This window comes from Agrobacterium sp. rho-8.1, assembly GCF_033957725.1.
Classification (GTDB): Bacteria; Pseudomonadota; Alphaproteobacteria; order Rhizobiales; family Rhizobiaceae; genus Agrobacterium.
In genome coordinates, this window is the sequence record NZ_CP192789.1 from 395,972 (window position 1) to 421,234 (window position 25,263).

At 58.9% G+C, this 25,263-nt stretch carries 23 protein-coding genes; 11 read left to right on the plus strand and 12 right to left on the minus strand.

From position 1 onward, the window contains the following. Positions 1 to 148: 148 nt before the first annotated feature. From prmC to RMR21_RS16720, 4 genes are all read right to left on the minus strand, one after another. Complete coding sequence (prmC, locus tag RMR21_RS16705; RefSeq protein ID WP_498670593.1) at positions 149 to 1,018, minus strand: peptide chain release factor N(5)-glutamine methyltransferase; 870 nt, start codon at positions 1,016 to 1,018, stop codon at positions 149 to 151. Then, positions 1,015 to 2,094, minus strand: a complete 1,080-nt coding sequence (gene prfA, locus RMR21_RS16710; RefSeq protein WP_498670594.1) for a peptide chain release factor 1 — start codon at positions 2,092 to 2,094, stop codon at positions 1,015 to 1,017. Before prfA ends, prmC begins: the two co-directional genes overlap by 4 nt. A gap of 29 nt (positions 2,095 to 2,123) precedes the next feature. Next, positions 2,124 to 4,391 (minus strand): phosphoenolpyruvate--protein phosphotransferase, encoded by a 2,268-nt coding sequence (gene ptsP, locus RMR21_RS16715; protein ID WP_498670595.1) that lies wholly within the window; start codon positions 4,389 to 4,391, stop codon positions 2,124 to 2,126. A gap of 169 nt (positions 4,392 to 4,560) precedes the next feature. Further along, a complete protein-coding gene (locus RMR21_RS16720; protein ID WP_498670596.1) occupies positions 4,561 to 5,838 on the minus strand; it encodes an aspartate kinase in 1,278 nt (425 codons plus the stop codon). Between the two features lie 354 nt (positions 5,839 to 6,192). On the opposite strand from RMR21_RS16720, the gene RMR21_RS16725 reads away from it, so the two are divergent. Then, entirely contained in the window at positions 6,193 to 8,040 is a 1,848-nt protein-coding gene (locus RMR21_RS16725; protein WP_498670597.1) for a DEAD/DEAH box helicase, read from the plus strand. A 54-nt stretch (positions 8,041 to 8,094) separates the two neighbouring features. Here the strand turns inward: RMR21_RS16725 and RMR21_RS16730 are convergent, their stop codons facing one another. After that, a complete protein-coding gene (locus RMR21_RS16730) occupies positions 8,095 to 8,925 on the minus strand; it encodes an SH3 domain-containing protein (RefSeq protein WP_498670598.1) in 831 nt (276 codons plus the stop codon). Positions 8,926 to 9,130: 205 nt separating this feature from the next. Between RMR21_RS16730 and ubiG the strand changes: the two genes are divergently transcribed. Continuing rightward, on the plus strand, positions 9,131 to 9,877 hold the full coding sequence (gene ubiG, locus RMR21_RS16735; RefSeq protein ID WP_498670599.1) for a bifunctional 2-polyprenyl-6-hydroxyphenol methylase/3-demethylubiquinol 3-O-methyltransferase UbiG: 747 nt from the start codon (positions 9,131 to 9,133) through the stop codon (positions 9,875 to 9,877). A gap of 4 nt (positions 9,878 to 9,881) precedes the next feature. On the opposite strand, the gene RMR21_RS16740 is transcribed toward ubiG, so the two are convergent. The 4 genes from RMR21_RS16740 to RMR21_RS16755 are packed head-to-tail and all read right to left on the minus strand — an operon-like array spanning position 9,882 to position 12,288. Then, the gene (locus tag RMR21_RS16740; RefSeq protein WP_498670600.1) at positions 9,882 to 10,310 is read right to left on the minus strand and encodes a DUF1178 family protein; all 429 of its coding nucleotides are present in this window, start codon (positions 10,308 to 10,310) and stop codon (positions 9,882 to 9,884) included. Beyond that, a complete protein-coding gene (locus RMR21_RS16745; RefSeq protein WP_498670601.1) occupies positions 10,307 to 11,167 on the minus strand; it encodes a carbon-nitrogen hydrolase family protein in 861 nt (286 codons plus the stop codon). Before RMR21_RS16745 ends, RMR21_RS16740 begins: the two co-directional genes overlap by 4 nt. A gap of 44 nt (positions 11,168 to 11,211) precedes the next feature. Continuing rightward, positions 11,212 to 11,466 carry a glutaredoxin 3 gene (gene grxC, locus RMR21_RS16750; protein WP_498670602.1) on the minus strand — a complete coding sequence of 85 codons (255 nt, stop codon included), beginning with the start codon at positions 11,464 to 11,466 and terminating at the stop codon, positions 11,212 to 11,214. 45 nt (positions 11,467 to 11,511) lie between these two features. Then, entirely contained in the window at positions 11,512 to 12,288 is a 777-nt protein-coding gene (locus RMR21_RS16755) for a ComF family protein (protein ID WP_498671755.1), read from the minus strand. Positions 12,289 to 12,349: 61 nt separating this feature from the next. Between RMR21_RS16755 and RMR21_RS16760 the strand changes: the two genes are divergently transcribed. Beyond that, positions 12,350 to 13,243: a methyltransferase domain-containing protein gene (locus tag RMR21_RS16760; protein WP_498670603.1), complete on the plus strand. Its 894-nt coding sequence runs from the start codon at positions 12,350 to 12,352 to the stop codon at positions 13,241 to 13,243. Positions 13,244 to 13,256: 13 nt separating this feature from the next. On the opposite strand, the gene RMR21_RS16765 is transcribed toward RMR21_RS16760, so the two are convergent. Then, positions 13,257 to 13,454 carry a Flp family type IVb pilin gene (locus RMR21_RS16765; protein WP_498670604.1) on the minus strand — a complete coding sequence of 66 codons (198 nt, stop codon included), beginning with the start codon at positions 13,452 to 13,454 and terminating at the stop codon, positions 13,257 to 13,259. A 227-nt stretch (positions 13,455 to 13,681) separates the two neighbouring features. Between RMR21_RS16765 and RMR21_RS16770 the strand changes: the two genes are divergently transcribed. Beyond that, the gene (locus tag RMR21_RS16770) at positions 13,682 to 14,422 is read left to right on the plus strand and encodes a FadR/GntR family transcriptional regulator (protein WP_498670605.1); all 741 of its coding nucleotides are present in this window, start codon (positions 13,682 to 13,684) and stop codon (positions 14,420 to 14,422) included. A gap of 12 nt (positions 14,423 to 14,434) precedes the next feature. On the opposite strand, the gene RMR21_RS16775 is transcribed toward RMR21_RS16770, so the two are convergent. Further along, positions 14,435 to 15,223: a DUF7402 domain-containing protein gene (locus RMR21_RS16775; RefSeq protein ID WP_498670606.1), complete on the minus strand. Its 789-nt coding sequence runs from the start codon at positions 15,221 to 15,223 to the stop codon at positions 14,435 to 14,437. A gap of 12 nt (positions 15,224 to 15,235) precedes the next feature. Continuing rightward, the gene (locus tag RMR21_RS16780) at positions 15,236 to 17,014 is read right to left on the minus strand and encodes a heparinase II/III domain-containing protein (RefSeq protein ID WP_498670607.1); all 1,779 of its coding nucleotides are present in this window, start codon (positions 17,012 to 17,014) and stop codon (positions 15,236 to 15,238) included. A gap of 226 nt (positions 17,015 to 17,240) precedes the next feature. Here RMR21_RS16780 and RMR21_RS16785 point away from each other — a divergent pair, with 226 nt between their 5' ends. The 7 genes from RMR21_RS16785 to RMR21_RS16815 all read left to right on the plus strand — a co-directional run bounded on the left by RMR21_RS16785 (position 17,241) and on the right by RMR21_RS16815 (position 25,262). Next, positions 17,241 to 18,179, plus strand: a complete 939-nt coding sequence (locus tag RMR21_RS16785; RefSeq protein ID WP_498671757.1) for a carbohydrate ABC transporter permease — start codon at positions 17,241 to 17,243, stop codon at positions 18,177 to 18,179. Between the two features lie 4 nt (positions 18,180 to 18,183). Beyond that, positions 18,184 to 19,020: a carbohydrate ABC transporter permease gene (locus RMR21_RS16790; RefSeq protein WP_498670608.1), complete on the plus strand. Its 837-nt coding sequence runs from the start codon at positions 18,184 to 18,186 to the stop codon at positions 19,018 to 19,020. 4 nt (positions 19,021 to 19,024) lie between these two features. Next, complete coding sequence (locus tag RMR21_RS16795) at positions 19,025 to 20,197, plus strand: glycoside hydrolase family 88 protein (RefSeq protein ID WP_498670609.1); 1,173 nt, start codon at positions 19,025 to 19,027, stop codon at positions 20,195 to 20,197. A gap of 15 nt (positions 20,198 to 20,212) precedes the next feature. Then, on the plus strand, positions 20,213 to 21,322 hold the full coding sequence (locus RMR21_RS16800; RefSeq protein WP_498670610.1) for an ABC transporter ATP-binding protein: 1,110 nt from the start codon (positions 20,213 to 20,215) through the stop codon (positions 21,320 to 21,322). 17 nt (positions 21,323 to 21,339) lie between these two features. After that, positions 21,340 to 22,023, plus strand: a complete 684-nt coding sequence (locus tag RMR21_RS16805) for a DUF624 domain-containing protein (protein WP_498671759.1) — start codon at positions 21,340 to 21,342, stop codon at positions 22,021 to 22,023. 45 nt (positions 22,024 to 22,068) lie between these two features. Next, the gene (locus RMR21_RS16810) at positions 22,069 to 23,349 is read left to right on the plus strand and encodes an ABC transporter substrate-binding protein (RefSeq protein WP_498670611.1); all 1,281 of its coding nucleotides are present in this window, start codon (positions 22,069 to 22,071) and stop codon (positions 23,347 to 23,349) included. Between the two features lie 65 nt (positions 23,350 to 23,414). Continuing rightward, positions 23,415 to 25,262 carry a DUF2264 domain-containing protein gene (locus tag RMR21_RS16815; protein ID WP_498670612.1) on the plus strand — a complete coding sequence of 616 codons (1,848 nt, stop codon included), beginning with the start codon at positions 23,415 to 23,417 and terminating at the stop codon, positions 25,260 to 25,262. The last annotated feature ends 1 nt before the right edge of the window (position 25,263 follow it).

Consider the following 25,263-nt stretch of genomic DNA (forward strand, 5'->3'; position numbering starts at 1 on the left):
AAAAACCCGCTTCGGGACTGATCCATACCCAGGCGAATCTAAATCCGCCCTCACCACCCAACATGTTGCGGCAAACTAGCCCGCTTCCTGCGGAAAACCAAGCCTTTTCTTTTGCTGTGCAAAATATCCTTGCACAAAACCAGTATCGCTATTGCCCATTCCGTCTGGAAAAGATCAAGACGCGGTCGTTACTGCCATAGTCCTTCACCGCTTCCAGACATTGATAGCCGTGAGCGGCAAAAATGGTTGTGACATCGGCTTTCTGAGCATAGCCGATTTCCAGCCCGATCAACCCGCCATCTTCTAGAAAATCCACAGCTTTTTCAGCAATGGCACGGTAAGGCTCAAGGCCGTCCTCGCCACCATCGAGTGCGGCCACAGGATCGAAATCGCGCACGTCCCGATCCAGAGTTTGAATGACATCACGCTTGATATAGGGCGGGTTCGACACGATGATGTCAAAGCGTCCATCGATGCGCTCGAACCAGTTGCTTTCGACGGTCTGGAACCGCGCGTCCAAGCCGTGACGCTGCGCGTTTTGACGCGCCGTCTGCATGGCATCCTGCGAGATGTCGCTTCCGATACCCATCGCGTCGGGGCATTCGTGAAGCAGTGCCAAGCAGATGGCGCCCGTGCCGATGCCCATGTCCAAAATACGCGCATGGCGCTTGTGCTGAACGATGCGCCGCAGATGGGGCAGAACGGCATCCACCAGCACTTCCGTATCCGGTCTGGGTTCCAGCGTGCCAGGAGACAGAATGAAATCGAGACCGTAAAATTCGCGGTGCCCGAGAATGCGGTGAACAGGCTCGCCCGTGGACCGACGCTCGACCATGGTTGCGACCTGCGCTGCCTCATCGTCGCTCACCATGCGGCTGCCGTTCAGCACGAAATCCGTCAGTGAAAAGCCGATGGCTTCGCCGATCAGCAACCGGGCATCGATGAGAGGATCGGAGATGGCCGCTGCTTCCAGGCGCGTTCGCGCCCGTGCGACGAGCGTATCGACCGTCAGTGTCACTGTTGCTCGCCCAGTTGGGCCAGTTGGCCTGCCTGATAATCAGCGATCAGGGCGTCGACCATTTCATCGATATCGCCTTCGATCATGCGGTCGAGCTTGTAGAGCGTGAGATTGATGCGGTGATCCGTCACGCGGCCCTGCGGGAAATTATAGGTGCGGATGCGCTCTGAGCGATCGCCCGAACCGACCTGGCTCTTGCGATCGGCGGAGCGTTCATTATCGACCTTCTGGCGCTCGATATCGTAGAGACGCGAGCGCAGGACCTGCATGGCTTTCGCCCGGTTCTGGTGCTGCGACTTTTCCGATGAGGTGACAATGAGGCCGGTGGGCAGATGGGTGATGCGTACCGCGGAGTCCGTCGTGTTGACGTGCTGGCCGCCGGCACCCGACGCGCGCATCGTATCGATGCGGATATCATCGGGCCGGATTTCGATATCGATCTCTTCGGCTTCCGGCAGAACGGCAACCGTAGCCGCCGAGGTGTGGATACGTCCGCTGGCCTCCGTATCGGGCACACGCTGGACGCGGTGAACGCCGGATTCGAACTTCAGTTTGGAAAACACGCCGCGCCCGGTGATGGTGGCGATGATTTCCTTGTAGCCACCCGCCTCGCCTTCGCTGGCAGAGAGCGTCTCCACCTTCCAGCCCTTGGTGCTGGAGAAGCGCTCATACATGCGAAACAGATCGCCTGCGAAAAGGGCGGCTTCGGAACCACCGGTTCCGGCGCGGATTTCGACGATGGCGCTTTTCTCGTCGGCGGCATCCTTGGGCAGAAGAAGGATCTGCATGTCTTTTTCGAGCTGCTCTATGCGCTCGTTGAGCTCAGGCAGCTCTTCTTCGGCCAGATCGCGCATGTCCTTGTCGACAGACTTGTCGGCGAGGATCGCTTCCAGATCGGATGTCTCGGCCAGCGCCTTTTCGTATTCGCGAATGGTTTTGACGACCGGCTGCAGTTCCGAATATTCCGAGGCGAGCTTGACGTAGACGTCCGCCGCCGGGCCGGACGCCATGCGCGCTTCGATTTCACCGAAGCGACGCTCAAGCTCACGCATTTTTTCGACGGGGAGCTTGGCCACCTGTCATGCACTCCAATTTCTGTTGGCTCTCAGATAGGGATAGAATGGGCCGCAGCAAAGCGCAAAAGCAGCTGGCGCGGACTTTCCACCGACTTTTGGTCGTCCAGAGCAGCCTCCAGCGCCTCTGACAAGGTCGCCACATCCAGCCCGAGCAACATCGCCTTGACCGGGCCGATGGAGGTGGGAGACATGGAAACCGAGCGGAAGCCCAGCCCGATGAGTGCCATGGCAGACAACGGTTTGCTGGCCATTTCACCGCACAGCGTCACCTTCGTGTTGTTGCGAATGCCGGCGCGAACGATATCGCGCAGGATCCGCAGGAAGGGTTTGCCGAGATTGTCGAAACGATCCGACACGCGCGCATTGCCGCGGTCCACCGCCATGGTGAACTGGAACAGATCGTTGGAACCCACAGACACGAAATCGACTTCCGCCATCAGCTCATCCAGCTGCCACATCAGCGACGGCACTTCGAGCATGGCCCCGAATTGCAGCTTGCGCGGCAGGGAATGGCCGAATTTGGAGAGGTGCTGGACTTCCTTCTGGAACAGCTCGCGTGCGGCACGGATTTCGGCGACTTCGGTAATCATCGGCAGCATGATGCGCAGTTCGGCACCCGAGGCGGCGCGCAACAGCGCCCGCATCTGGGTGCGCATCAGGCCGGGACGGTCCAGCGACAGGCGGATGGCGCGCCAGCCGAGGGCAGGATTTTCCTCTTCCTGACCACGCATATAGGAGACGACCTTGTCGCCGCCGATATCCAGCGTGCGGAAGGTGACCGGCTTGCCCTTGGCATTGCGCAGAACGCTGCGATAGAACGCTTCCTGCTCCTCGCCCTTGGGCATGGTCGACGCGATCATGAATTGCAGCTCTGTGCGGAACAGGCCGATACCGTCGGCCCCCGACTCTTCCAGTTGCGGCAGATCGACCAAAAGCCCGGCATTCATTTTCAGATCGACGCGCACGCCGTCCTTGGTGACAGGCTCGACATCGCGCAACGCCCGGAACTGTTCCTGACGCTTGGCACGCAACCGCACCTTTTCCTCATAGGCGCGCTGCAAATCCACGACGGGGCGCAAATGCACCTTGCCGTCATCGCCATCGATGATGATCGGGTCGTTGTTTTCCGCCAGCGCCACGATGCCCGCGACCTGCCCGATGATGGGAATACCCATCGCACGGGCAACGATGACGACGTGGCTGGTGACCGCACCGTCTTCCAGGACGAGACCGCGCAGCTTTTCACGCGGATAATCCAGCAGTTCGGCAGCGCCCATGGCGCGCGCCAGCACGATGGCATCGGCTGGGAAGTCCTGTTCGGGACCACGTCCGCCGTAGCCGATCAACTGACGCAGAAGGCGGTTGGCCAGATCGTCGAAATCGTGCATCCGCTCGCGCAGATAGGGGTCCGTCAGGCGCATCATCCGCGCCTTGGTATCGCTCTGGACCTTTTCGACCGCCGCTTCCGCCGTCAGGCCGTTGCGAATGGCCTCTTCCATGCGCCGCACCCAGCCCTGGTCGTGGGCAAACATGCGGTAGGTTTCCAGCACTTCGCGGTGTTCGCCTTCGGTGGCGACATCGCGGCGCTGAAGCATGTCGTCGATGGACAGGCGCAAGGAGCCGATCGCTTCCGCCAGGCGACGGGTTTCCATCTCGGCGTCTTCGTTCAGGAGATTGGTGACGACGATGCGCGGATCATGCAAAACGACATGACCGAGGCCCAGACCTTCGCCATAGGCGTCTCCATCGATGGAGACGGCCCGCGTCAGGTCCAGCTCGACGCCGGGACGAGTGATGGTTTTCAATTCACCGCTCGCTACGATTTCAGCAATGAGCATCGCGGTGGTTTCGAGTGCCTCAACTTCATCCTCCCGGTATGTTCGGCTGGTCTTGTTCTGAACGACAAGAACGCCAAGAGTGCGACCGGATCTCAAAATCGGCACGCCCAGGAAGGAATGATAAATTTCTTCACCGGTTTCAGGGAGATAGCGGAAAGCTGGATGGGCCTGCGCATCGGAAAGATTGAGCGGCTGGGCGGATGCGGCGATGGTGCCGACAAGACCCTGCCCCATTTTCAACTGGGCGAGATGGACCGCGTCCTTGTTCAAGCCCTCGGTGGCGTATAGCTCGAGCACGCTGTCGGAACGCAGCACGTAAACGGAACACACCTCCGCCACCATGTTACTGGCAATTTGCCGGACAATCTGGTCGAGGCGCTCCTGCGGCTCAAGATGCTCCGCCATCATTTCGCGAAGCCGCTTGAGAAGAACACGTGGACCTGCAGATAGGTCTCTCATCGCGTGTGCTCCCTGACACCTTCACATGCGGGGCGAGATGACCCGCGTGGAAGAACCCACCAAAACAAAGCCTGCACAGCAAGCCGTAAGGCAGGGATGCGCAGTCGATGCACCGTCAACCCTCCAACGTCATCTGAAGAATCGGATGACGTGTATCGACGTTACAGAATCAACTCTTATCCAGACCGTAAGCAGAATGCAAAGTACGAACTGCAAGTTCCGCGTAGGCACCGTCAATAAGAATGGAAATCTTGATTTCCGACGTCGTGATGGCCTTGATGTTGATGTTTTTTTCAGCAAGTGCCTTGAAAGCGCTTGCGGCAACACCGGCGTGGCTGCGCATACCGATGCCGATGACCGAGACCTTGGCAAGACCGGTCTCGTTCTGAACGACATCAAAGCCGATCTGGCTCTTGTTGTCTTCCAGAACCTTGATCGCCTTTGGCATATCGCCCGAGGGAACGGTAAACGTCATGTCGGTGCGCGAGCCATCTTCCGAGATGTTCTGCACGATCATATCGACATTGATATGGGATTCAGCCAATGGCCCGAAGATGGCAGCGGACACGCCCGGCCGGTCCGACAGGCGGCGCAGCGAGATTTGTGCTTCATCCTTGGCATAGGCGATGCCGGTTACGACTTCCTGTTCCACGATTTCTTCCTCGTCACAAATCAAAGTACCGGGCGGATTGATAAGGTCACCCATGCCCGGCGCATCGGGATCCTCGAAACTGGAGCGCACGAAGGTCCGAACCTTGTGCACCATGGCAAGCTCGACAGAGCGAACCTGCAACACCTTTGCGCCCAAGGATGCCATTTCCAACATTTCCTCGAAGGCGACCTTCTTCAGACGGCGTGCTTTCGGCACGATGCGCGGATCCGTGGTGTAGACGCCGTCGACATCGGTGTAGATATCGCAACGATCCGCCTTGACCGCAGCTGCGATGGCGACGGCTGAGGTATCCGACCCGCCGCGACCGAGTGTCGCAATACGGTTATCCGGGCCAAGCCCCTGGAAACCGGCGACGACAGCGACCTGTCCCTCGCCCATGCGGCGAACGATATCGGAGCCATCAATGTCGAGAATGCGGGCAGCGCCATGGGCATTATCGGTGCGGATGGGAATCTGCCAGCCCTGCCAGGAGCGGGCATTGACGCCCATCGATTGCAAGGCGATGGCCAGAAGACCTGACGTGACCTGTTCGCCGGAGGCGACGATGGCATCGTATTCGCGCGCATCGTAAAAGGATGTTTCCTTGGAACCGGCAACCTTGGGCGTATTCTGAACCCACTCCACCAGCTCGTTGGTCTTGCCCGACATGGCGGAGACGACAACCGCCACTTCATGGCCAGCATCCACTTCGCGTTTCACATGCCGTGCGACATTATGAATGCGTTCGAGATTTGCGACGGATGTACCGCCGAATTTCATGACAATGCGAGCCATAGTGTGACCAGTACCATCCCATTTTGCCGCCTGATATGACGGACAAGAGCACAACCCAGTCGGCCCTTCGTTAAAGAGACCTCAAGTTGCGGGTCTCATAGCGAAAAGGCATGGGCCACGCAATGCCGTTTATGGACCGCACGGTACGCCTTTTTACCGAAGCTTAAGCCTCGCAAGCACGTTTCGATCCGGTTGGCGTACCGCTTTGGCCTGTACAAACGAAGCTAATCGCAGTAAGAGCGCGTCAATTCAACTGGCTGAATGGCCGAAATGGCCGGTATCGGCTGCTTTATGACCCTTATGATTTAATGGTTTCGAGCGGATGCAGGCAGCCCAATATCCGAAAGACGGTAGATGACAGAAACCCAGGGTATCGCCCCGGCGATTGCACAGGCGTTGGAAAAACGCGGCTACAAAGATTTGACCCCCGTTCAGAAGGCAATGCTTGCCCCTGAGCTGGACGGACAGGACGCACTGGTTTCCGCCCAGACAGGCTCTGGCAAGACCGTTGCCTTCGGCATGGCCATCGCGCCGACGCTGCTTCAGAAGAATGGCCGTTTCGGCCAGGCCGGAGCGCCGCTGGGCATCGCCATTGCCCCGACCCGCGAACTTGCCATGCAGGTGATGCGCGAGCTGGAATGGCTCTACGAATTCACCGGCGTTTCCATCGCATCCTGCGTTGGCGGCATGGACATCAGAGCCGAGCGCCGTGCGCTGGAGCGTGGTGCCCATATCATCGTCGGCACACCGGGACGCCTTTGCGACCACATCAAGCGCAAGGCGCTGGACCTGTCGTCCATTCGCGCTGTTGTGCTGGATGAGGCCGACGAAATGCTCGACCTCGGTTTCCGCGAGGATCTTGAATTCATTCTCGAAGAATCGCCTGCCGAACGCCGCACACTGATGTTTTCGGCAACCGTTTCGCGCAGCATCGCCAAGCTGGCCGAAAGCTACCAGAAGAATGCCGTGCGCGTTGCAACGACATCCGAGCAGAAGCAGCACGTCGACATCGAATACCGCGCCATGGTGGTTTCGCCATCCGACCGCGAAAACGCCATCATCAATGCACTGCGCTTTTACGAAGCCCGCAATGCCATCGTGTTCTGCTCCACCCGTGCTGCCGTCAACCATCTGACAGCGCGCCTGAACAATCGTGGCTTCTCGGTCGTGGCGCTGTCTGGTGAATTGAGCCAGAACGAACGGACACACGCACTGCAAGCCATGCGTGACGGCCGGGCCCGCGTTTGTGTGGCGACCGACGTTGCTGCTCGCGGCATCGATCTGCCGGGTCTCGAACTCGTCATCCACGCCGACCTGCCGACCAATTCCGATACGCTTCTGCACCGCTCCGGCCGCACCGGCCGTGCCGGACAGAAGGGTATCAGCGCCATCATCGTGCCGATGAGCCAGCGCCGCAAGGCCGAACGCCTGCTGGAAGGTGCCAAGGTCAGCCCAGCCTGGGTTCGCCCACCGTCTGCCGAAGAAATTACCGACCGGGACGGCGAACGCCTTCTAGCTGATGCCTCGCTGACGGAGAACGTTGGCGATGACGAACGCGATTTCGTCAACAAGCTGCTGGAACAGCACGGCCCCGAAAAGGTGGCTGCAGCTTTCGTGCGTCTCTACCATGCGGGCCGTTCCGCACCGGAAGACATCGCCGAGGTTTCGCTGGATGGTAGCCGCAAGCCTCGCCGTGACGGTTTCGAGACCGTTGAAAACAACGAGCCACGCCGGGATCGCTCGGACTTCTCCGACAGCGGATGGTTCACGCTTTCCGTCGGTCGCAAGCAGAATGCCGAACCACGTTGGCTTATTCCCATGCTGTGCCGCTTCGGCAAGCTGACGCGTCAGGATATCGGCGCGATCCGCATGCAGCAGACCGAGACCTATGTGGAACTGGCTGCCGATGCGGTGGATCGTTTTACCTCGGCACTCGGCAAGGACATGATGCTGGAAAAGGGCATCCGCGTGAAGGCCATGGACGGCAAGCCCGACATGACCGGCGGTGCACGCGAAGACACGCGGCCGTCAAAGCCGCAGCGGAAGTTCGCGGCCAAGCCCGCGTCCGGTGGCGAGCGCCGCACGGACGACAAGCCCTGGAAAAAGAAGGCGGCGCCTGCCGGTGATAGACCGGCGCAGTTCGATGGCAAGAAAGACAAGCCTTTCGAAAAGCGCGCTCCGAAGAAAAAAGATCGCACCTAACAAAAACCCGGCGGAGATGATCCGCCGGGTTTTTTCGTTAAAGTGTCGGAACGATCAAGGCTGCGGGCAACCGGGAGAACCGACGATGCAGCCGAACTGCTGACCACCCTGTGCGGGCGGCTGGGGCTGCGGAGCCTGTGGCGGCTGCTGAACCTGATTACCGTCAGGGCGTCGTCTGCCCTCGTCGTTCTGACGGCGCTGCTGGTCGTTCTGGTTGAAATCGCGGTTACGATCCCGGTTGTCATCCCGATTGCGGTCACGGTTTTGATCCCGATCGCGATTGTCGTTGTCCCAACGCTGGCGATCGTTATCCCGATCACGCGTCTGCGGACGCTGGCGGTCGTTCTGGTTCCAATCGCCGTAGCGCTCTTCCCAACGGCCGTCATTCGGTCCGCGGCCCCGCTGGTTGTCGCGCCAATCGTCGCGCGGACGCGGACGGTCGTATCCGCCGCGTGGTGGCGGGGCGTTCCAGTAACCACCGGATGGGCGGCGCCAGCGATCGCGCTCGCGGTAGAAATCGCGGTCGCGGTAGTTCTGATCCCAGTAGCGTCCTGCTTCGAACGTGATGATCGGTACACCGAGATCACGATAATAGCGTGGTTCTACATAGACGCGGTTCTGCCGGTAGATGGCCTGAACGTAGCGTCCGGCAACCCAGCCACGACCATAGCTGAACGACACATCGCACCATGGCGTATCCGACAGGCAACCGTGGATCGTCAGCGGTGCGCCATTGGGAATGACGACAACGGCCGGATATGCGGTACTGGGGCCGGAACGCATATTGACGTTGGCGGTGGAAAACCCTTGCGTCGCGGCTTGCGCGAGTGCTGGTGCGGCGACGAGCGCGAGCAGCGCAAAGGCACCAAACAGTTTCTTCTTCACGTTTATTCTCCCTCAAGCAAAGGCTTGGTCGCCGTTACAGGCATTTAACTCTTTGAAAATACGCGACCCATGATGAACGCAGCATGAAACGAAAATCCCGTCATATCGGTTCCTTGATGTCGCACACGAAGCCTTGCAGGTTCCGCCCCTTGACTTCGCCGGTCAAGCATCCGACTTCAGGGACAGATCAGAAGGAGCACGACCCATGAGCGAAGCCGCAAAGACGACCGTCGACCAGAGCGAAGTGGACAGGTTCTCCGCCATGGCTGCAGAGTGGTGGAGCCCGACCGGCAAGTTCCGGCCTTTGCACAAATTCAACCCCGTCCGTCTGGAATATATCCGCAACCGCGCCTGTGAAAATTTCGGCCGTGACCCCAGGGCGCATCGCCCGCTTGAGGGCCTGCGCGTTCTCGACATCGGCTGCGGTGGCGGTCTGCTGTCGGAACCCCTGGCGAAAATGGGTGCGACCGTTGTGGGGGCCGACCCGTCTGAAAAGAATATCGGGATTGCCTCCACGCACGCACGGGAAAACAACGTCGATGTCGATTATCGTGCCGTGACGGCAGAGCAGCTGTTCGAGGCTGGTGAAACGTTCGACATCATTCTCAACATGGAGGTGGTCGAGCATGTGGCCGATGTCGATCTGTTCGTCGGCACCTGCGCCAAGATGGTGCGCCCCGGCGGGCTGATGTTTGCCGCCACCATCAACCGGACGCTGAAGGCCCGCGCGCTGGCGATCTTTGCGGCAGAGAACGTGCTGCGCTGGTTGCCGCGCGGAACGCATCAATATGAAAAGCTGGTGCGCCCCGATGAGCTGGAAAAGCCGATCGTTGCCAACGGCATGCAGGTCATCCACCGCACGGGCGTGTTCTACAACATGCTTCAGGACCGGTGGAACCTCTCGCCCGACATGGACGTGAACTACATGATCCTGACGAAGCGTCCCGACTGACGCCTCAGTTGACATCATCCGGCAGGACGGGGAGCGGCGCAACCGCGATGCCCTCCTCGATCAGCGCCTTGGCTTCCTGCGGCGATGCCTGCCCGATGATGCCGCGTTCTTCCGTTTCGCCATAGTGGATCTTGCGCGCTTCCTCGGGGAACTTGTCGCCGACGTCTTCAGCATTGGCACGAATGCTGGCCAGCGTTTCCTTGATCTTGGCAAAGGCCTGTTTCTGGGCCGTATCCATGGCCAGCGTCCGTGTCGCTTCCTTCTCCCGTGCTGTGGAGACGGAAGGGGCCATCAGCATCTTGCCGACCTTGGGCGAGCCGCAGACCGGACAGGTGATTAAGCCGCGCGCCAGTTGCGCGTCGTAATCTGCGCTACCGGAAAACCAGCCTTCGAACTCATGTGCCTTTTCGCAACTGAGCGCGTAGCGGATCACTGCGCCTGCGCTCCCAGCACAACGGTATTTCTCACCATATCGAGATCGAACTCGCGGGCGTTCTTGAGATTGGGGATTTTGCCCCGCGCGCCGGAGACGGCGGTCGGATCGATATCCGCCAGCACGATCTCCTCGCCCTCACCGCCTGCGATCGCCAGCACCTCGCCCCAGGGATCGATGATCATGGAATGGCCGAAGGTCTCGCGTCCGTCCTCATGCACGCCGCCCTGGGCAGCGGCGATGACGAAGGCACCGTTTTCGATGGCACGCGCGCGCAGCAGAATTTCCCAATGCGCTTCGCCGGTCTGCTTGGTGAAGGCAGCGGGAACGGTCAGGACCTCTGCCCCGGCCAGCGCTTCTGCGCGAAACAGAGCCGGGAAGCGGACATCATAGCAGATGGCAAAGCCGAACTTTGCCAAGGGCAGATCCGCAACGCGGGCTTGCGTGCCGGGTTCATAGGCCGAACTTTCGCGCCAGCTTTCGCCATTGTCGAGATCGACGTCGAACATATGGATCTTGTCGTAGGTGCAGATGCGCTCGCCGTCGGGCGCAAACAGGAAGCCGCGATTGGCGATCTTACCATCTGTTCGGGCAATGGCCGTGGAGCCGACATGGACGTAGATGCCGAGTTCACGCGCAAGCTTTGCCGCCGTCAGAACGATGATGTCGCCCTTTTCGTCCTTGAGGCAAGCTCGAAGAGCATCGCGGTCCTTCTGGATCGCGCCGGTCATTTCCGGTGTCTGCACATAGACGGCGCCCTGTTCAGCCGCCGCGCGAATAAGGCGCTCCATCGTGTCGGCGTTGGCCTTGGGGTCTGTGCCCGAACACATCTGGATTGCGGCGGCCCTGAAACTCATCTGCGTCTTTTCCTGTTCGTCTTTTCTCAAATGTCGTCGCGCTGTCAGGCGGCCAGAAACGCGTCCAGCTTGCCATCGCGGTCCAGCGCGTGGAGATCATCGCAGCCGCCCACGTGTTTTTCGCCAATGAAGATCTGCGGGAAGGTATTGCCGCCGGATTTGTTCATCATCTCCTGACGATAGTCGGGATTTGTGGTGGCATTGTATTCGGTGAAATCAACGCCCTTGCTTTCCAGAAGAGCCTTTGCACGGGCGCAAAAGCCGCAGAAATCGCGTGTGTAGATCGTGACGGAAGCCATTGTTCTCAACCTTTGCCATATCCGAGGAAACCCAATTGGTGCGTTTCATATAGGACCGGAAATCGCCATTGCAAAGGTCAAAACGGTCACATCGCTAGCACCCGCCTTCCTGAGCCTGCGGGCAGCTGCTGCGACCGTGGCACCTGTCGTGTAGACGTCATCGACTAGCACGACGCGCTTGCCGATGATGTCGGGCTCACGGCCCGCCGCAATCACAAAGGCACCACGCACATTCTGCTTGCGCGCCTTTGCCGATAGCCCGACCTGTCTGCTGGTGGGTTTGATGCGGACCAGAGTGGAGGCCAGAAACGGTTTGCCGGACAAGGCCGAGAGATGGCGAGCGAGTTCGGCGGACTGGTTGAACCGCCGGGCGAGAAAACGACGCCTGTGCAGGGGAACCGGCACGATGCAATCGCATGCTGTCACCGCACCATCGCTTGCGCGCAGCATCCAGGACGCCATGAGATGGGCAAGGTCGGTGCGATCAAGATATTTAAGCTGGTGGACAAGCCTTCTGGCGGGTCCATCATGGACGGTAGCGGCACGCAGCCGCGCAAAGGGTGGCGGTTCGGCGATCGCTTCCGCGCTGAGGATGCCAGGTCCATGATCCACAGCGAAGGGAATGCCCAGAACTTCGCAATAGGGGCGTTCGATGAACTGCACGCCAGCCCAGCATTCCACACACAGCGCACCGCCCGACGTCGTTTTGCGCCCGCACCCCACACAGGACGGCGGATAGACGAAGTCGGCCACCGCACGCCAAAGGCCACGCAGTATGCCTACGCCGGCAGTGCTCGAAAATGGCTTTTCCCAAGGGATCATGAGGTTGACAATAGGCGCGAACGGGTGCCTTTGCGACAGCAAAGTTTGGATGGATGACGGCATGGACATTGTTTTCGACGCGGCGCTAATCGAGAAGAACCGCAAGCGCGCATGGCGCTCGCGCGACGACAAGGCGCTGTTCCTGCTGGATATTGCCGCAGACGAGCTGGCCGACCGGATCGCCATCGTCGAGCGGCATTTTGATAGCGCCGTCGAACTGCATGGTGCGACGGGCATAACGGCACGGCGCATTCTCGACACAGGCAAAGTTGGAGCCGTCAAACGCGTCGAGATCGACGCTGCTTTTGCCAATGGTAACGAACCACTCGAGATCGCGCCCATCGAGCATCTGCCGCTTGAGCCATCATCGGCCAATCTGATTGTTTCGCCGCTCAGCCTTCACCTCACCAACGACACGCCCGGCACGCTGATCCAGATTCGTCGCGCCTTGAAGCCCGATGGTCTGTTCATGGCCGCCATTCCCGGTGCAGGCACCTTGCAGGAGCTGCGCGACGTGCTTCTTTCCACCGAAGCGGAGTTGAGCGGCGGGGCAAGCCCGCGTGTCATTCCTTTCGCGGATGTGCGTGATGTCGGTGCATTGCTCCAACGGGCCGGATTTGCCCTGCCGGTCACGGATACGGAAACCTATACGGTGCGGTACGACTCTGTCCTGCCTTTGATGCGTGATCTGCGCGCCATGGGCATGTCCAACCCGCTGATCGGACGCAGCAGAAAACCGCTAAACAGGCGTTTCTTCCTGCGTGCTGCCGAACTTTATGCCGAGAAATACAGTGATCCCGACGGTCGCATCCGCGCAACCTTCTCGATCATCTATGTCTCGGGTTGGGCGCCGCATGAAAGCCAGCAGAAACCGCTGAAACCGGGCTCTGCGAAGGTAAGACTAGCGGACGCGCTGAAGACGGCGGAAATCAAATTGCCGTCGAAAGACGAATAAATTGCGGACGTGATCAGGCCATTGCGTTGGTGAAAGTGTCCGACAGCAACTGAAAGACTGCAGTGATATTGGTGCCGATGGTTTGCATGCCGAGGACGATGGCCGAGGCGATGAGAGCGATGATGAGCCCGTATTCGATGGCGGTGGCGCCACGGCGATCCGCGTAAAGCGTGACGAGCTTCTGCATCAGGAATTCCGCTCTGCCTGCCATTCCCAAATCCTTTGATCCGTCCCGTATCCGCAACGGGATGAATGTTACAGCAATTGTGTGTTCAATTGGTTACGTGCTGAAAGCAAAAGCACACACGGACAACGAGCGTTCCAAAGACGGAAAAGCATTCAATCATCTGACAAATAGAACAATGATTGATATTGATCAAAATTCATCATATGTATTTAATATAAACATCCATCTTCAACGCCGAGCGATCCTTAAACATGCGTCATATTGGAAAAGAGCGCCCTAAGAACGGGGCCTCGCTCGTCAGCCAGCTCAGCGGCATTTTGCGCGAGGTGATCGCGTCCGGGAGATATGGACCTGGCGACAGATTGCCGAGCGAGATTGAACTGACCGAAGAGCATGGCGTGAGCCGCACGGTTGTGCGGGAGGCGGTTGCAGCGCTGCGCCATGACGGGCTTGTCGAAGTTCGCCAGGGAGCAGGCATCTTTGTTTTGAAGACGGAAAAGAGTGCGCGTCCCGCCACGGTCGTGGATAAGGCGAGATTATCATCGGATCTGGAAGTGCTGGAGATCCGCACTCCGCTTGAAATTGAGGCCGCGGGACTTGCTGCACTTCGCCGGTCGCCTTCGCAGGAAGAGGCGATCTTCGATTGTCATGCCAAGGTGCTCGGCTGCATCGAGGCAAACCAGTCCATCCGCGAGGCGGATCTGGCTTTGCATTTCGCGATTGCGGCAGCAACCAACAATCCCCTCTTCACGCAGTTTCTGGAACTGCACGGACCGGCAGCCATTCCGCAATCCAAATTCGTCCCCAAGCAGCAAGAGGTCGACCAAACCGCATACCGCCGACTGATTCACAGGGAACACGAGGCGATCATCGTGGCGATTTCAGATCGCAACGAGCAGGCGGCAAAGCTTGCCATGCAGGAACACCTGCGCGGCAGCCAGATTCGCTACCGCGAGATGATGCGCGATCTGCGTGGTATCGCCGCCAATTGAAACGCTGCGGGATTAAGGCACATCAGCGCCCCAGACCTCCAACTGTGTCAGCGCCGGAAACGGCGACGGGTCGTCTGCCTTTTTCAGGTCGTGCAATCGCACCCATTCCACCACGCGCGGCGGCATGGGAAAAGCCTGAGCTGCACCTGATTTCACCAACGGGACGGTCAGTACATGGCCGTCTGAAAACGTCATGCTGGCCTCGTTCCACCAGGCATCATGGGGAAAATCTGCCCTGAGATAGAGCGTGATCTGGTCAACGAGCACGGGCCGGCCGAAGGCCAGGGTGAGCGTTGCTGCCGGGTCCTGATTGATGCCCCAGCTCGTATATGGCCAGAAGCCGTGGTCCGTATTGGCCTTTTCGCCGTCGATGGCATTGCGGGCCGCAAAGACGGCCTCGCCGCGCGTTTCCACATTGGCCCTGGCATGCGGAAAAAGGGTGGTGTTATCGTGATGGTCGAAAGGATTGAGCGCCAAATTTCGACGCATCGACACCTCTTCGGGATGGACGCAACAGGCGGACATGCGGTGGAGATTTCCGAGAAATGCCTGCGGCGGATAGGTCTTGCGCGTCAAGCCGGAGGGCACAGGGAGAGCGAAATTCGTAGCCGCCATGAAGAGGCGCGCGGGCGGCATGCCCGCATCGAGGCTGAGATCGATATGGACGGGCTCTTCCGCTTCGACAACGATCCGGTCACCTTCAGCATAGTCGTTGCGGTAGACCAGAAAGACCTCGTCGTCACAACTGGCTTGCGACAGGACGGCACCGGCTGCGTTGACGACTTTGAGTGTGAGCTTCATCGGCATTCTCCCTTAGCGGATGACGAGGCGAAGGCGTTTGCCTTTCAGCGGAATGAGGGTGCGGTGGATGGTATCGGGCCATGACTGGCGCAGGCGCGGATCATCGATCCGAATGGTTTCGATGGTGGGAACGCCTGCCCCCTCGATATCAATCGATCCGAGATCGCCGACGAAGAGACTATCGCCATCGATGCGGGGCCTTTCGACCGTCATGAGCGACAGGCCGGCCTCGCGCTCGCCCTCATGGTCGTCTACGATCTCAACATGCTGGCCGCGGACGAGCCGGACGGTTCTGGTGTAGCTGCGGACGCCAGCGTCGGGCGCATAGGCGCTGGCAAGATCCAAAGATATTTCGGCCTTTTCTTGCGCAAAATCGACTTTGAAATCACGGGCCGCGAAGGCTTCACCATCCATTTGCATCACACCGCCGAAGCTGGGCAGATTGTGGAAGGCCGATTGCATGGTCCAGATGTCGTAGCGCTGCGGCGAGAAGGTTTTGGCCGTGTAGGTTTCCACGCCGACATCAATGAGGAAGGGGCGACGGTTCTTGTAGAGCGTGATGCTGCCGACATCGTTGTGGTTATGGCTCTCGCCATTGTTGCCACCCTTGACCGCCAGATCGAACACATCGTCGCGCGCAATCGCAAGCTCAATGCCGGGATAAAAGATATCACGCTTTTGAGGCGCCGGAAGGGTGACCTCGGCCAGTTCCCGTTCCGTCAGAACCGCCTGCACGCGATACCAGAGGTTCCACTCATCCTGCATCAAGCGCCTGGACGAGTGTTGCCATCGATCTGATGCGAAGGCGTGAAGCTCAGGCGATGCGATGGTTTTACCGACAAGATATTCGCGCAGGCCGCTGGTTTGAAACCGCGCCGGGGCATCTGCGAAATTGAAGAAGCTGTCATCTGCCACATGCATGTGACCGATGAATTCGGCCATGTTTCGCAGCTTGTCTTCGTGCAAAAGTGCGTCGGTCACGCCGGGGGCAGCCTCACCCAGAACGGCAAGGCCCGCGAACATGCACAGCGTCGCGTGTCCGTAATACAGCGCGCCTTCTTCGCAGGCGCCGTCATCCGCATAACCTTTCTGGAAGGCATCGAGGCTATTCAAGGCTTGCTCGACCACGGATCGGCGGGTGGGCTGATCGGTTTTGCTCAGGAAGGTCGAGAGAAGAATGTTCTGCGTGATCCACGCCGTCCAGTTGTTCATTCGTTCCCCGCCATTTCCCATCCACCAGAAGTGGCGCGACAGGTATGGCACCAGGATGCGCTGATCGATTTCGTGCGATATCCGCGTGACAAGGGAGGTGTCCAGTTGGGACGAAAGCAGATGCGAGACCAGCGCCAGATTGGCTGCCGTCTCGGCTGCGAAGAGATCGATGACGGGGTTTTGCGGATCGGGTAACGGGGTGCGCGGACCACCGCGAACGTGGGAATTATGCGCCGGCAACTGCCAGCCGCTTTCCTCGCAGATGAGCCACAGGCCATCAATGATCTCGCCTAAGAAACGCCCCTGCCCTTCCATACATTCGCCCAGAACTAGCGCGTTCAGCTTGAGACGGCGCGAAAAATAGAGCGTCTCAAAGCGGGACCGGTTGCCGTTCTGCGTATATTCCAGGTAGTCGCCTGCAAGGATAACCGACCAAGGCTCATCAAGCGCCGTTACTGCGGCATCAACAAGCTGGGCCTGGGTCGCCTGCGACGCAGCAGCGCGAAGACTGTCCGCGGTGACATCCGCCGCAAAATCATCCAGCCGGTGCGGTAGGCGCGGTATCAATTCTACAAACACGCCCTCGACCTCCCGCGCGTTTAATATTCAGTAGCAAGGCTCCTATCATACGTCTTTTGCAATCTCCAGAGAATTTGTCTGACTTTATGTGAAGTTGTTTGACCAATGCAGATTTTATGATATCAAAACGGCAGGAGGCGTCAGGTGAAAATCTGATTGCAGGAGATACCGAGGTCCGCGTCGATGATGACGATGGCTGGCCGACAATGGGAGGAATGCCGTGGCCATCGTGACCGCGTCCGACACACAGGCGGCCCCATACCGCAAGAAAAAGGTGCGGATCGTTTCGAAGAAACGACGCCGGATCGAAAATGCGCTGATCGCCTATTCCTTCATAGCCCCGAATTTTCTCGGCTTCGCCATCTTCACGCTCGGGCCCATCCTGTTCGCCTTCGCGCTGGCCTTCATGCATTGGGATGGCTCCAATGCCATGAGCTTTGCAGGGCTGGACAATTTCTGGCGCCTGTTTGACGACAAGGCGTTTATCTCAGCCTTCTGGAACACGATCGTCTACACCGTCGTCTCGGTGCCCGCGACGCTTGCCTGTGCTTTGGGGCTGGCGGTGCTGCTGAACCAGAAAATTCTGGGCCGCGACTTCTTCCGCACCGCCATGTTCTTTCCCTATGTGGCCTCGCTGGTGGCTGTAGCGGTTGTCTGGAACATGATTTTCAACCCCGAAATGGGGCCTGTGAACATGCTGCTCTACACGCTTGGCATGGACCCGGCGAACATGCCCGGCTGGGCCGCCGACCGGCACTGGGCGATGGTGACTGTCATTCTCTTCGGCATCTGGAAGAGCATGGGTTATTACATGGTGATCTATCTGGCCGGGCTTCAGGGCATCAATGCCGAGCTTTACGAGGCCGCCGGGCTTGATGGCGCCAATGCCTGGCAGAAGTTCATCCACGTCACGCTGCCGCAACTGGCGCCAACGACATTCTTCGTCACCGTCATGCTGACGATCCAGTCATTCAAGGTGTTCGATCAGGTCTACATGATCACCCAAGGCGGGCCCGGCACATCGACGCTGGTTCTGGTCTACCACATCTACAACGAAGCCTTCATTTCCTGGGATCTCGGCTATTCCAGCATGATTGCGCTGGTTCTGTTCTTCCTTGTGCTGGCTGTTACCGTCGTCCAGTTCAAACGTCAGCGGGAGGACTGAGAAGATGCGGATCATGGGCCGGAAAGTCACCGTTGGAACCATTGCCGTCTACGCCACGGTTATTGCGATAACCATCATCATGCTGCTGCCGTTTGCGTGGATGCTGTCGGCATCGCTCAAGCTGAGCCGCGATGTCTTCGCCTTTCCTATCGAATGGATACCGGCGCATCCACGCTGGGAAAACTACACCGAGATCTGGACGAAGATTCCGCTGGCGCTGTTCATCTACAACACGTCCAAGCTGACGATCATCGTCACGGTCATGCAGTTGCTGACCTCCAGCTTCGCGGCCTATGCCTTCGCCAAGCTGCACTTCCCCTACAAGAACACACTGTTTTTGGGATATATCGCCACCATCGCCATGCCATGGCAGGTCTATATGGTGCCGCAGTTTCTGTTGATGCGGGAATTCGGTCTCAACAACACGCATCTGGCGCTGATCCTGTTGCAGGCTTTCACCGCATTCGGCGTGTTCCTGATGCGGCAGTTCTATATGTCGATCCCCAACGAGCTGTGCGAGGCAGCGCGCATCGACGGCATGAACGAGTATCAGATCTGGGCGAAGATCATGTTGCCCTTGTCCAAGCCAGCACTCTCGACACTGACGATCTTCACCTTCGTCACGACCTGGAACGACTTTCTCGGGCCGATGATCTATCTGACGAAAACCGAGCTGAAGACCATCCAGATCGGGCTTCGCATGTTCATTTCGCAATATTCGGCGGAATACGGGCTGATCATGGCCGCCTCCGTGGTGGCGCTGATCCCGGTTCTGATCGTTTTCCTGGCACTGCAACGCTTCTTCGTCGAAGGCGTCGCCTCCTCCGGGATCAAGGGTTGATACCATGCTGAATTTTACCAACACCCAACCCAACCCGATGACAGCAGCCGAAATCGATGCCGCGATGGCAACGGCGGTCGAACAGGTGCGGCGCAATCTACCTGAATTTACGTACAAGGCGCAGAACCATTCCAGCGTCGGCAATGTCTACCCCGCCGTTGCCAACGACCAGTGGACCGCAGGGTTCTGGCCGGGACAGATCTGGCTCGCCTTCGAGCATACCGGCGACCCAGTGTTTCAGCATGCGGCGCAGATACAGGTGCAGAGTTTTCTGCACAGGATCGAAAACCGCATCGAGACCGACCATCACGATATGGGCTTTCTTTATTCTCCCTCCTGCATTGCCGCCTGGAAGCTGGTGGGCGACGAGGACGGTAAGCGTGCTGCCCTGATGGCCGCCGATCAGTTGATGGAGCGGTTCCAGTCTGTCGGGCAGTTCATTCAGGCATGGGGTCGCAAGGGCAATCCCGACGAATATCGCTATATCATCGACTGCCTGCTGAACCTGCCACTGCTCTATTGGGCCGCCGAGCAGACGGGGCGCGGGGACTACCGCGACGTCGCGCTGGCCCACGCTCGCACCACGCTTGCCCATTCCGTCCGGTCTGACGATTCCACCTACCACACCTTCTATATGGACCCTGACACCGGCGCGCCGGTGCGGGGCGTGACGAAGCAGGGTTATAGCGACGAAAGCTATTGGGCGCGCGGACAGGCCTGGGGCATCGCCGGAATGGCGTTTTCCTATCGCTACGAGCGTCTGCCAGCCTATCGTGACGCGTTCGAGCGGCTGCTCGCCTTTTACCTGAAGCGCCTGCCGTCCGATCTCGTGCCCTATTGGGACCTCGTCTTTACCGAGAAGGACAACGAACCGCGCGACAGTTCGGCAGCGGCCATCGTTGCCTGTGGCCTCCTGGAAATGGCCGATCTGGAAGACCCGGAAAAGGCCGAAGAATACCGTGATCTCGCCCGGTGCATGGTGAAAAGCCTTGTCGATACCTATTCGGTCAAGGATCCGGCTGTTTCCAACGGACAGCTTCTCCACGGCACCTATTCGAAGAAGACGCCGCACAACACCTGCCACGGCGAAGGCGTCGACGAGTGCGTGTCGTGGGGCGACTATTATTATCTGGAAGCTCTGACGCGACTGTCGCGCAACTGGGCCTCCTACTGGTAAGCGCGTGAGGGAAATATGGCAAGCATTTCGCTGAAAAAACTCAACAAGACCTTTGGTGCGCTCAAGGTCGTCCACGATATCGATCTGGAGATTGCCGACAAGGAATTCATCATTCTGGTCGGCCCGTCCGGCTGCGGCAAATCAACCACCTTGCGCATGATTGCCGGGCTGGAGGAAATCTCCGGGGGCGAGCTTCGCATCGGGCAGGACGTGATGAACGACGTGCCGTCGAAAGACCGCGACATTGCCATGGTGTTTCAGAACTATGCGCTCTATCCGCATATGACCGTCTACAAGAACATGGCTTTCGGCCTGCAATTGCGAAAGGCGCCGCGCGATTTCATCGATGAGAAGGTGAAGGAAGCGGCCAATATTCTCGACATCACGCATCTGCTGAACCGCAAGCCGAAAGCGCTTTCTGGCGGGCAACGGCAGCGCGTGGCGCTCGGCCGCGCCATGGTGCGCAACCCGGAAGTGTTTCTTCTCGACGAACCGCTCTCCAACCTCGACGCCAAGCTGCGTGGCACGATGCGCGCCGAAATCAGCAAGCTGCACAAGCGGCTGGATGCCACCTTCATCTATGTCACCCACGACCAGATCGAAGCGATGACGATGGCGGACCGGATCGTGGTCATGAAGGATGGCCATATCCAGCAGGTGGATACGCCGCAACAGCTATACGACCGCCCCGTCAATATGTTCGTTGCCGGTTTCATCGGCGCGCCGCAGATGAACATGCTGCCGGTGACGTTAAAGCGCGACGGTGAGCGTTTCACAGCCGTCTTCGATGGCAAGCCGATGCCGCTGCCAGCCAGCATTGATGCCGAGCGGCTGCGCCCTTACGAAAACAAGGACGTCATCCTCGGCATCCGCCCGGAGAATTTTCACGAATTTGCGCCTGCCGATATCGAAGCGGCAAACACCGTGCCCTTCAACGCCACACTGGAACTGGCGGAGCCGATGGGATCGGAGGTTCACCTCAATCTCCTCTCAAACGGCAAGGCGCTGATCGCGCGTGTTTCGCCGCGTTTCAAAGCCAGAATAGGCGATGACATCACCCTGATTGCCGACCTGACGGGCGCGCAGCTCTTCGACCCGGAAACGGAACGTTCCATTCTCTACTGAACGCTGGGAGGCGCATGATGCAGTGGCTTGAAGGATTATGGACGAGGGAGGGAGCCGGGATCGACAAGGATGCCCCGCGCGCGACCGGCCTTGCCCTGTTCTTCGACATCCTCAAGCGCGAATGGTGGGAGCTGGTGAAGCTCAATCTGCTGTTCCTGATTGCCAGCCTGCCACTCGTTACTATTCCTGCGGCAACACTCGCCATGGCGCGGGTGTCACGCTCCATCGTTGCGGATGAAAACACCTATCTGCTGCGCGATTTTCTGGAGGCTTTCCGGCGCTATACGGTACGCGGCACGTTGCTGATTGCGGTTTGCGCCGCCATGACAGCGGCCAGCACATATGCCGCCATGACCTACGCAAAAGCGGTGCCGGAAGCTTTGATCTATAGTCTGCCATTGGCGATCAGCATCGTCATCACGCTGTTTATCGGCCTGGCATCGGCCTATGCCATCGTTTTGGCCGTGACACGCGACCTGCCGTTTTTCGCTTTGCTACGGCAGGCGGCATTGCTGGCCTTGATCAAACCACTTCCGATGCTCGCCGCACTGGCTTTCATAGCAGCGCTTTGGCTTGCGCATATCCTGCTTTATCCGGTGTCGGTGTTCATGCCTGCCACCATCAACTTTTCGCTTGGCATTTTCACTATGTGCTTTGCGGCGCGGCATATCAAGGTCGTTGACCTGAAAGAGGCGCGCTGACCGACAAGATCAAGAAACCAAACACAGTCCGGGAGGAAACCGACGATGGAATTCAAGACAACACGACGTGCATTCGCTTTGGCCACCGCAGGCATCGGCCTTGCCATGGGCATGGGAGGGGCCGCCTTTGCGCAGAGCGATGCACCGGTGACCCTCAAATGGGCACTCTGGGATCTCGACAAGGGCGCCTATTTCAAGCCGCTGATGGATGCTTACAAAGCCAAGCATCCGAATGTGAGTTTCGAGCCTGTCGATCTGGGCTCGCAGGACTACACGCAGATGATTTCGACGCAGCTGACCGGCGGTTCGAAAGACATCGATATCGTTACCATCAAGGATGTGCCCGGTTACGCCAACCTCGTGCGGGCCGGAAACATTGCCGATCTCAGCGGCTACATGAAGGACCAGAAGATCGACTCGGCAGGCTATGGCGGGCTGATCGAGGAGTTGACGGTGGATGGCAAGATCTACGCCTTGCCGTTCCGTTCCGATTTCTGGATCGTCTATTACAATAAGGACATCTTCGACAAGGCAGGCGTCCCCTACCCCGCCAATGACATGACATGGGCGCAGTTTGACGAGATCGCCACCAAGCTCAAAGGCGGCATGGGCCAGAACCGTGTCTATGGTGCGCTGCTGCACACATGGCGCTCGACTGTGCAACTGCCCGGCATTCAGGATGGCAAGCAGACGCTGGTCGATGGCAAGTATGAATTCCTCAAGCCCTGGTACGAGCGTGCGCTTGCCCTGCAAAAGAGCGGCGCGATCCCATCCTATGCATCGCTGAAAACGTCCAACACCCATTATTCCGCCTTGTTCTTCAATGGCACCATCGGCATGTTGCCAATGGGAACGTGGTTCATGGGAACGCAGATCGCCAAGGTGAAATCGGGCGAGTCCAAGAGTGCCAATTGGGGTATCGTCAAGTTCCCGCATCCCGATGGCGTGGAAGCAGGCACGACGGCGGCGCAGATTTCTGGCCTGTCGGTCAACTCCAATTCGGCACACAAGGAAGCGGCGCTTGATTTCATCAAGTTCGTGACCGGCCCGGAGGGCGCCGAAATCGTTGCCTCCACCGGCACGTTCCCGGCATTGAGATCGGACACGGTCGCCCAGACCATCGCAGCGCTTCCCGGCTTTCCGCAGGACCAGAACAGCAAGGATGCGTTGAAGGCTGGCAAGGCCTATCTGGAAATGGCGGTCAACCCGAATGCCGCCCGTATCGAGGTCGTGCTGAACCGCGTCCACGATGCGCTGATGACCGACAACATCTCCATCGATGACGGTATCAAGGACATGGACGACGGCGTCAAAGCCATCAAATAAGCATCGGGCGGTCGCGGGTTTCTCGCGATCGCCGTCTTTTCTGACCTGTTTTTGGAAGACATGCCGTGCATCACGATAGCGCCAAGGCCAATCCGCTTTTCAACAATCCGCTTCTAACGCGGGACGATCTTGCCAAAGCGGTGATGGACCTGTTCAACCCGCTTCTGCCGTATTTTTCCGAAGGAGGAGCGCGTGTCCGGTTGAGCGCGACGGGTGCGATCTTCGATTATCCGGCTGCGGAACTGGAAGGGTTTGCACGGCCGCTCTGGGGCATTGTTCCCTTGGTTGCTGGCGGATATGACTTCCCACATTGGGAATTGTACCGGCGCGGTCTGGCGAACGGGACAAACCCCGAGCATGCCGAATATTGGGGCGATGTGGCAGACCGTAACCAGAGGCTTGTGGAACTGGCGGCCATCGGCTTTGCGTTGGCCATGGTGCCTCAACACATCTGGGAGCCGTTGAGCGAGGCCGACAAAGCGACCGTCGCCGCCTATCTGCTGGCCGCGCGTGAACGCGAATTCGTCGACAACAACTGGAAGTTCTTCCGGATTCTGATCGATCTGGGTCTGGAGCGTGTGGGTATCGCATTCGATACCACAAAGACCCACGCCTATCTTGATGATCTCGAAAGCTTCGACATCGGCGATGGCTGGTACCGCGATGGGCCGGTACGGCGGGTCGACCACTACGTACCCTTTGCGATGCATTTCTACGGGCTGATCTACACGGTGCTTGGCAAGGGTGACGATGCCCGAAAGGCGCGTTTGCTTCAGCGCTCCAAACGCTTTGCCGGCGATATCCGTCACTGGTTCGGGCCAGATGGCGCTTCGCTCGCCTTCGGTCGCAGCCAGACCTATCGCTTTGCCGCAGGGGGTTTCTGGGGCGGGCTTGCCTTTGCCGATCTGGAAGCGCTGCCATGGTCTCAGGTCAAAGGCTATTATATGCGCCATATCAGATGGTGGTCGAAGCTACCGATCTGCGACCGTGATGGCGTCCTGTCTATCGGTTACGGTTATCCCAACCTTTTGATGAGCGAGAGCTATAATTCCCCGTGCTCTCCCTATTGGGCGCTCAAGTTCTTTCTGCCGCTGGCACTACCGACTGACCATCCGTTCTGGACCGCGCAGGAAGCCGATGCAGAGACATTTGCCGAGCCGATCCCCTTGCCGAAACCCGGCATGGTCGCGTTCCACACGCCCGGCAATGTCGTCGTGCTCTCCTCCGGTCAACAGCATGACAAGATGCGCGGCGCGCAGGAGAAATATTCAAAATTCGTCTATTCGACACGCTATGCCTTCAACATGGAAGCGGACGACAGGCATTTTGCAGCAGCGAGTTTCGACGGGATGCTTGGCCTATCCGACGATGGCACGCATTTCCGCACCCGGGAGACGATGGAGGAGGCGTTGATCGCAGGCGATTGTCTCTATTCCCGTTGGCGTCCCTGGCGCGACGTCGTGGTCGAGACCTGGCTGGTACCGCAAAATCCATGGCATATCCGGGTCCACCGCATCGCCACGCCGCATGCGCTGGAGACGGCCGAAGGCGGATTTGCCATCGAGCGCGCCGATCTCAACCGCGATACCAGCGAGATTGGCGAAGGGCGTTCCGTCTGCTTCGGGCGGCAGGATACAAGTGCGATCCTTGATCTTTCATCCGGCTCGCAACGGGATGGCATAGCGCATCAGGCCATTGCCAACACCAACCTTATCCACGCCCGAACTCTCGTGCCGCAGCTGCGTGGCAAGATCGCCGCTGGTGAGACGGTTCTGGTGACGGCCGCAATGGCGCTGCCTGTTGGGGACGGCGCGAGAGCGGCGCTCGGCACGGTTCCGCAGGCGCCGAATCTTGAGCTACTGGAGGCGCTTTTTCGCGAGGAAGGCAAACGCGTGGATGCATTTGCGCTGTAGC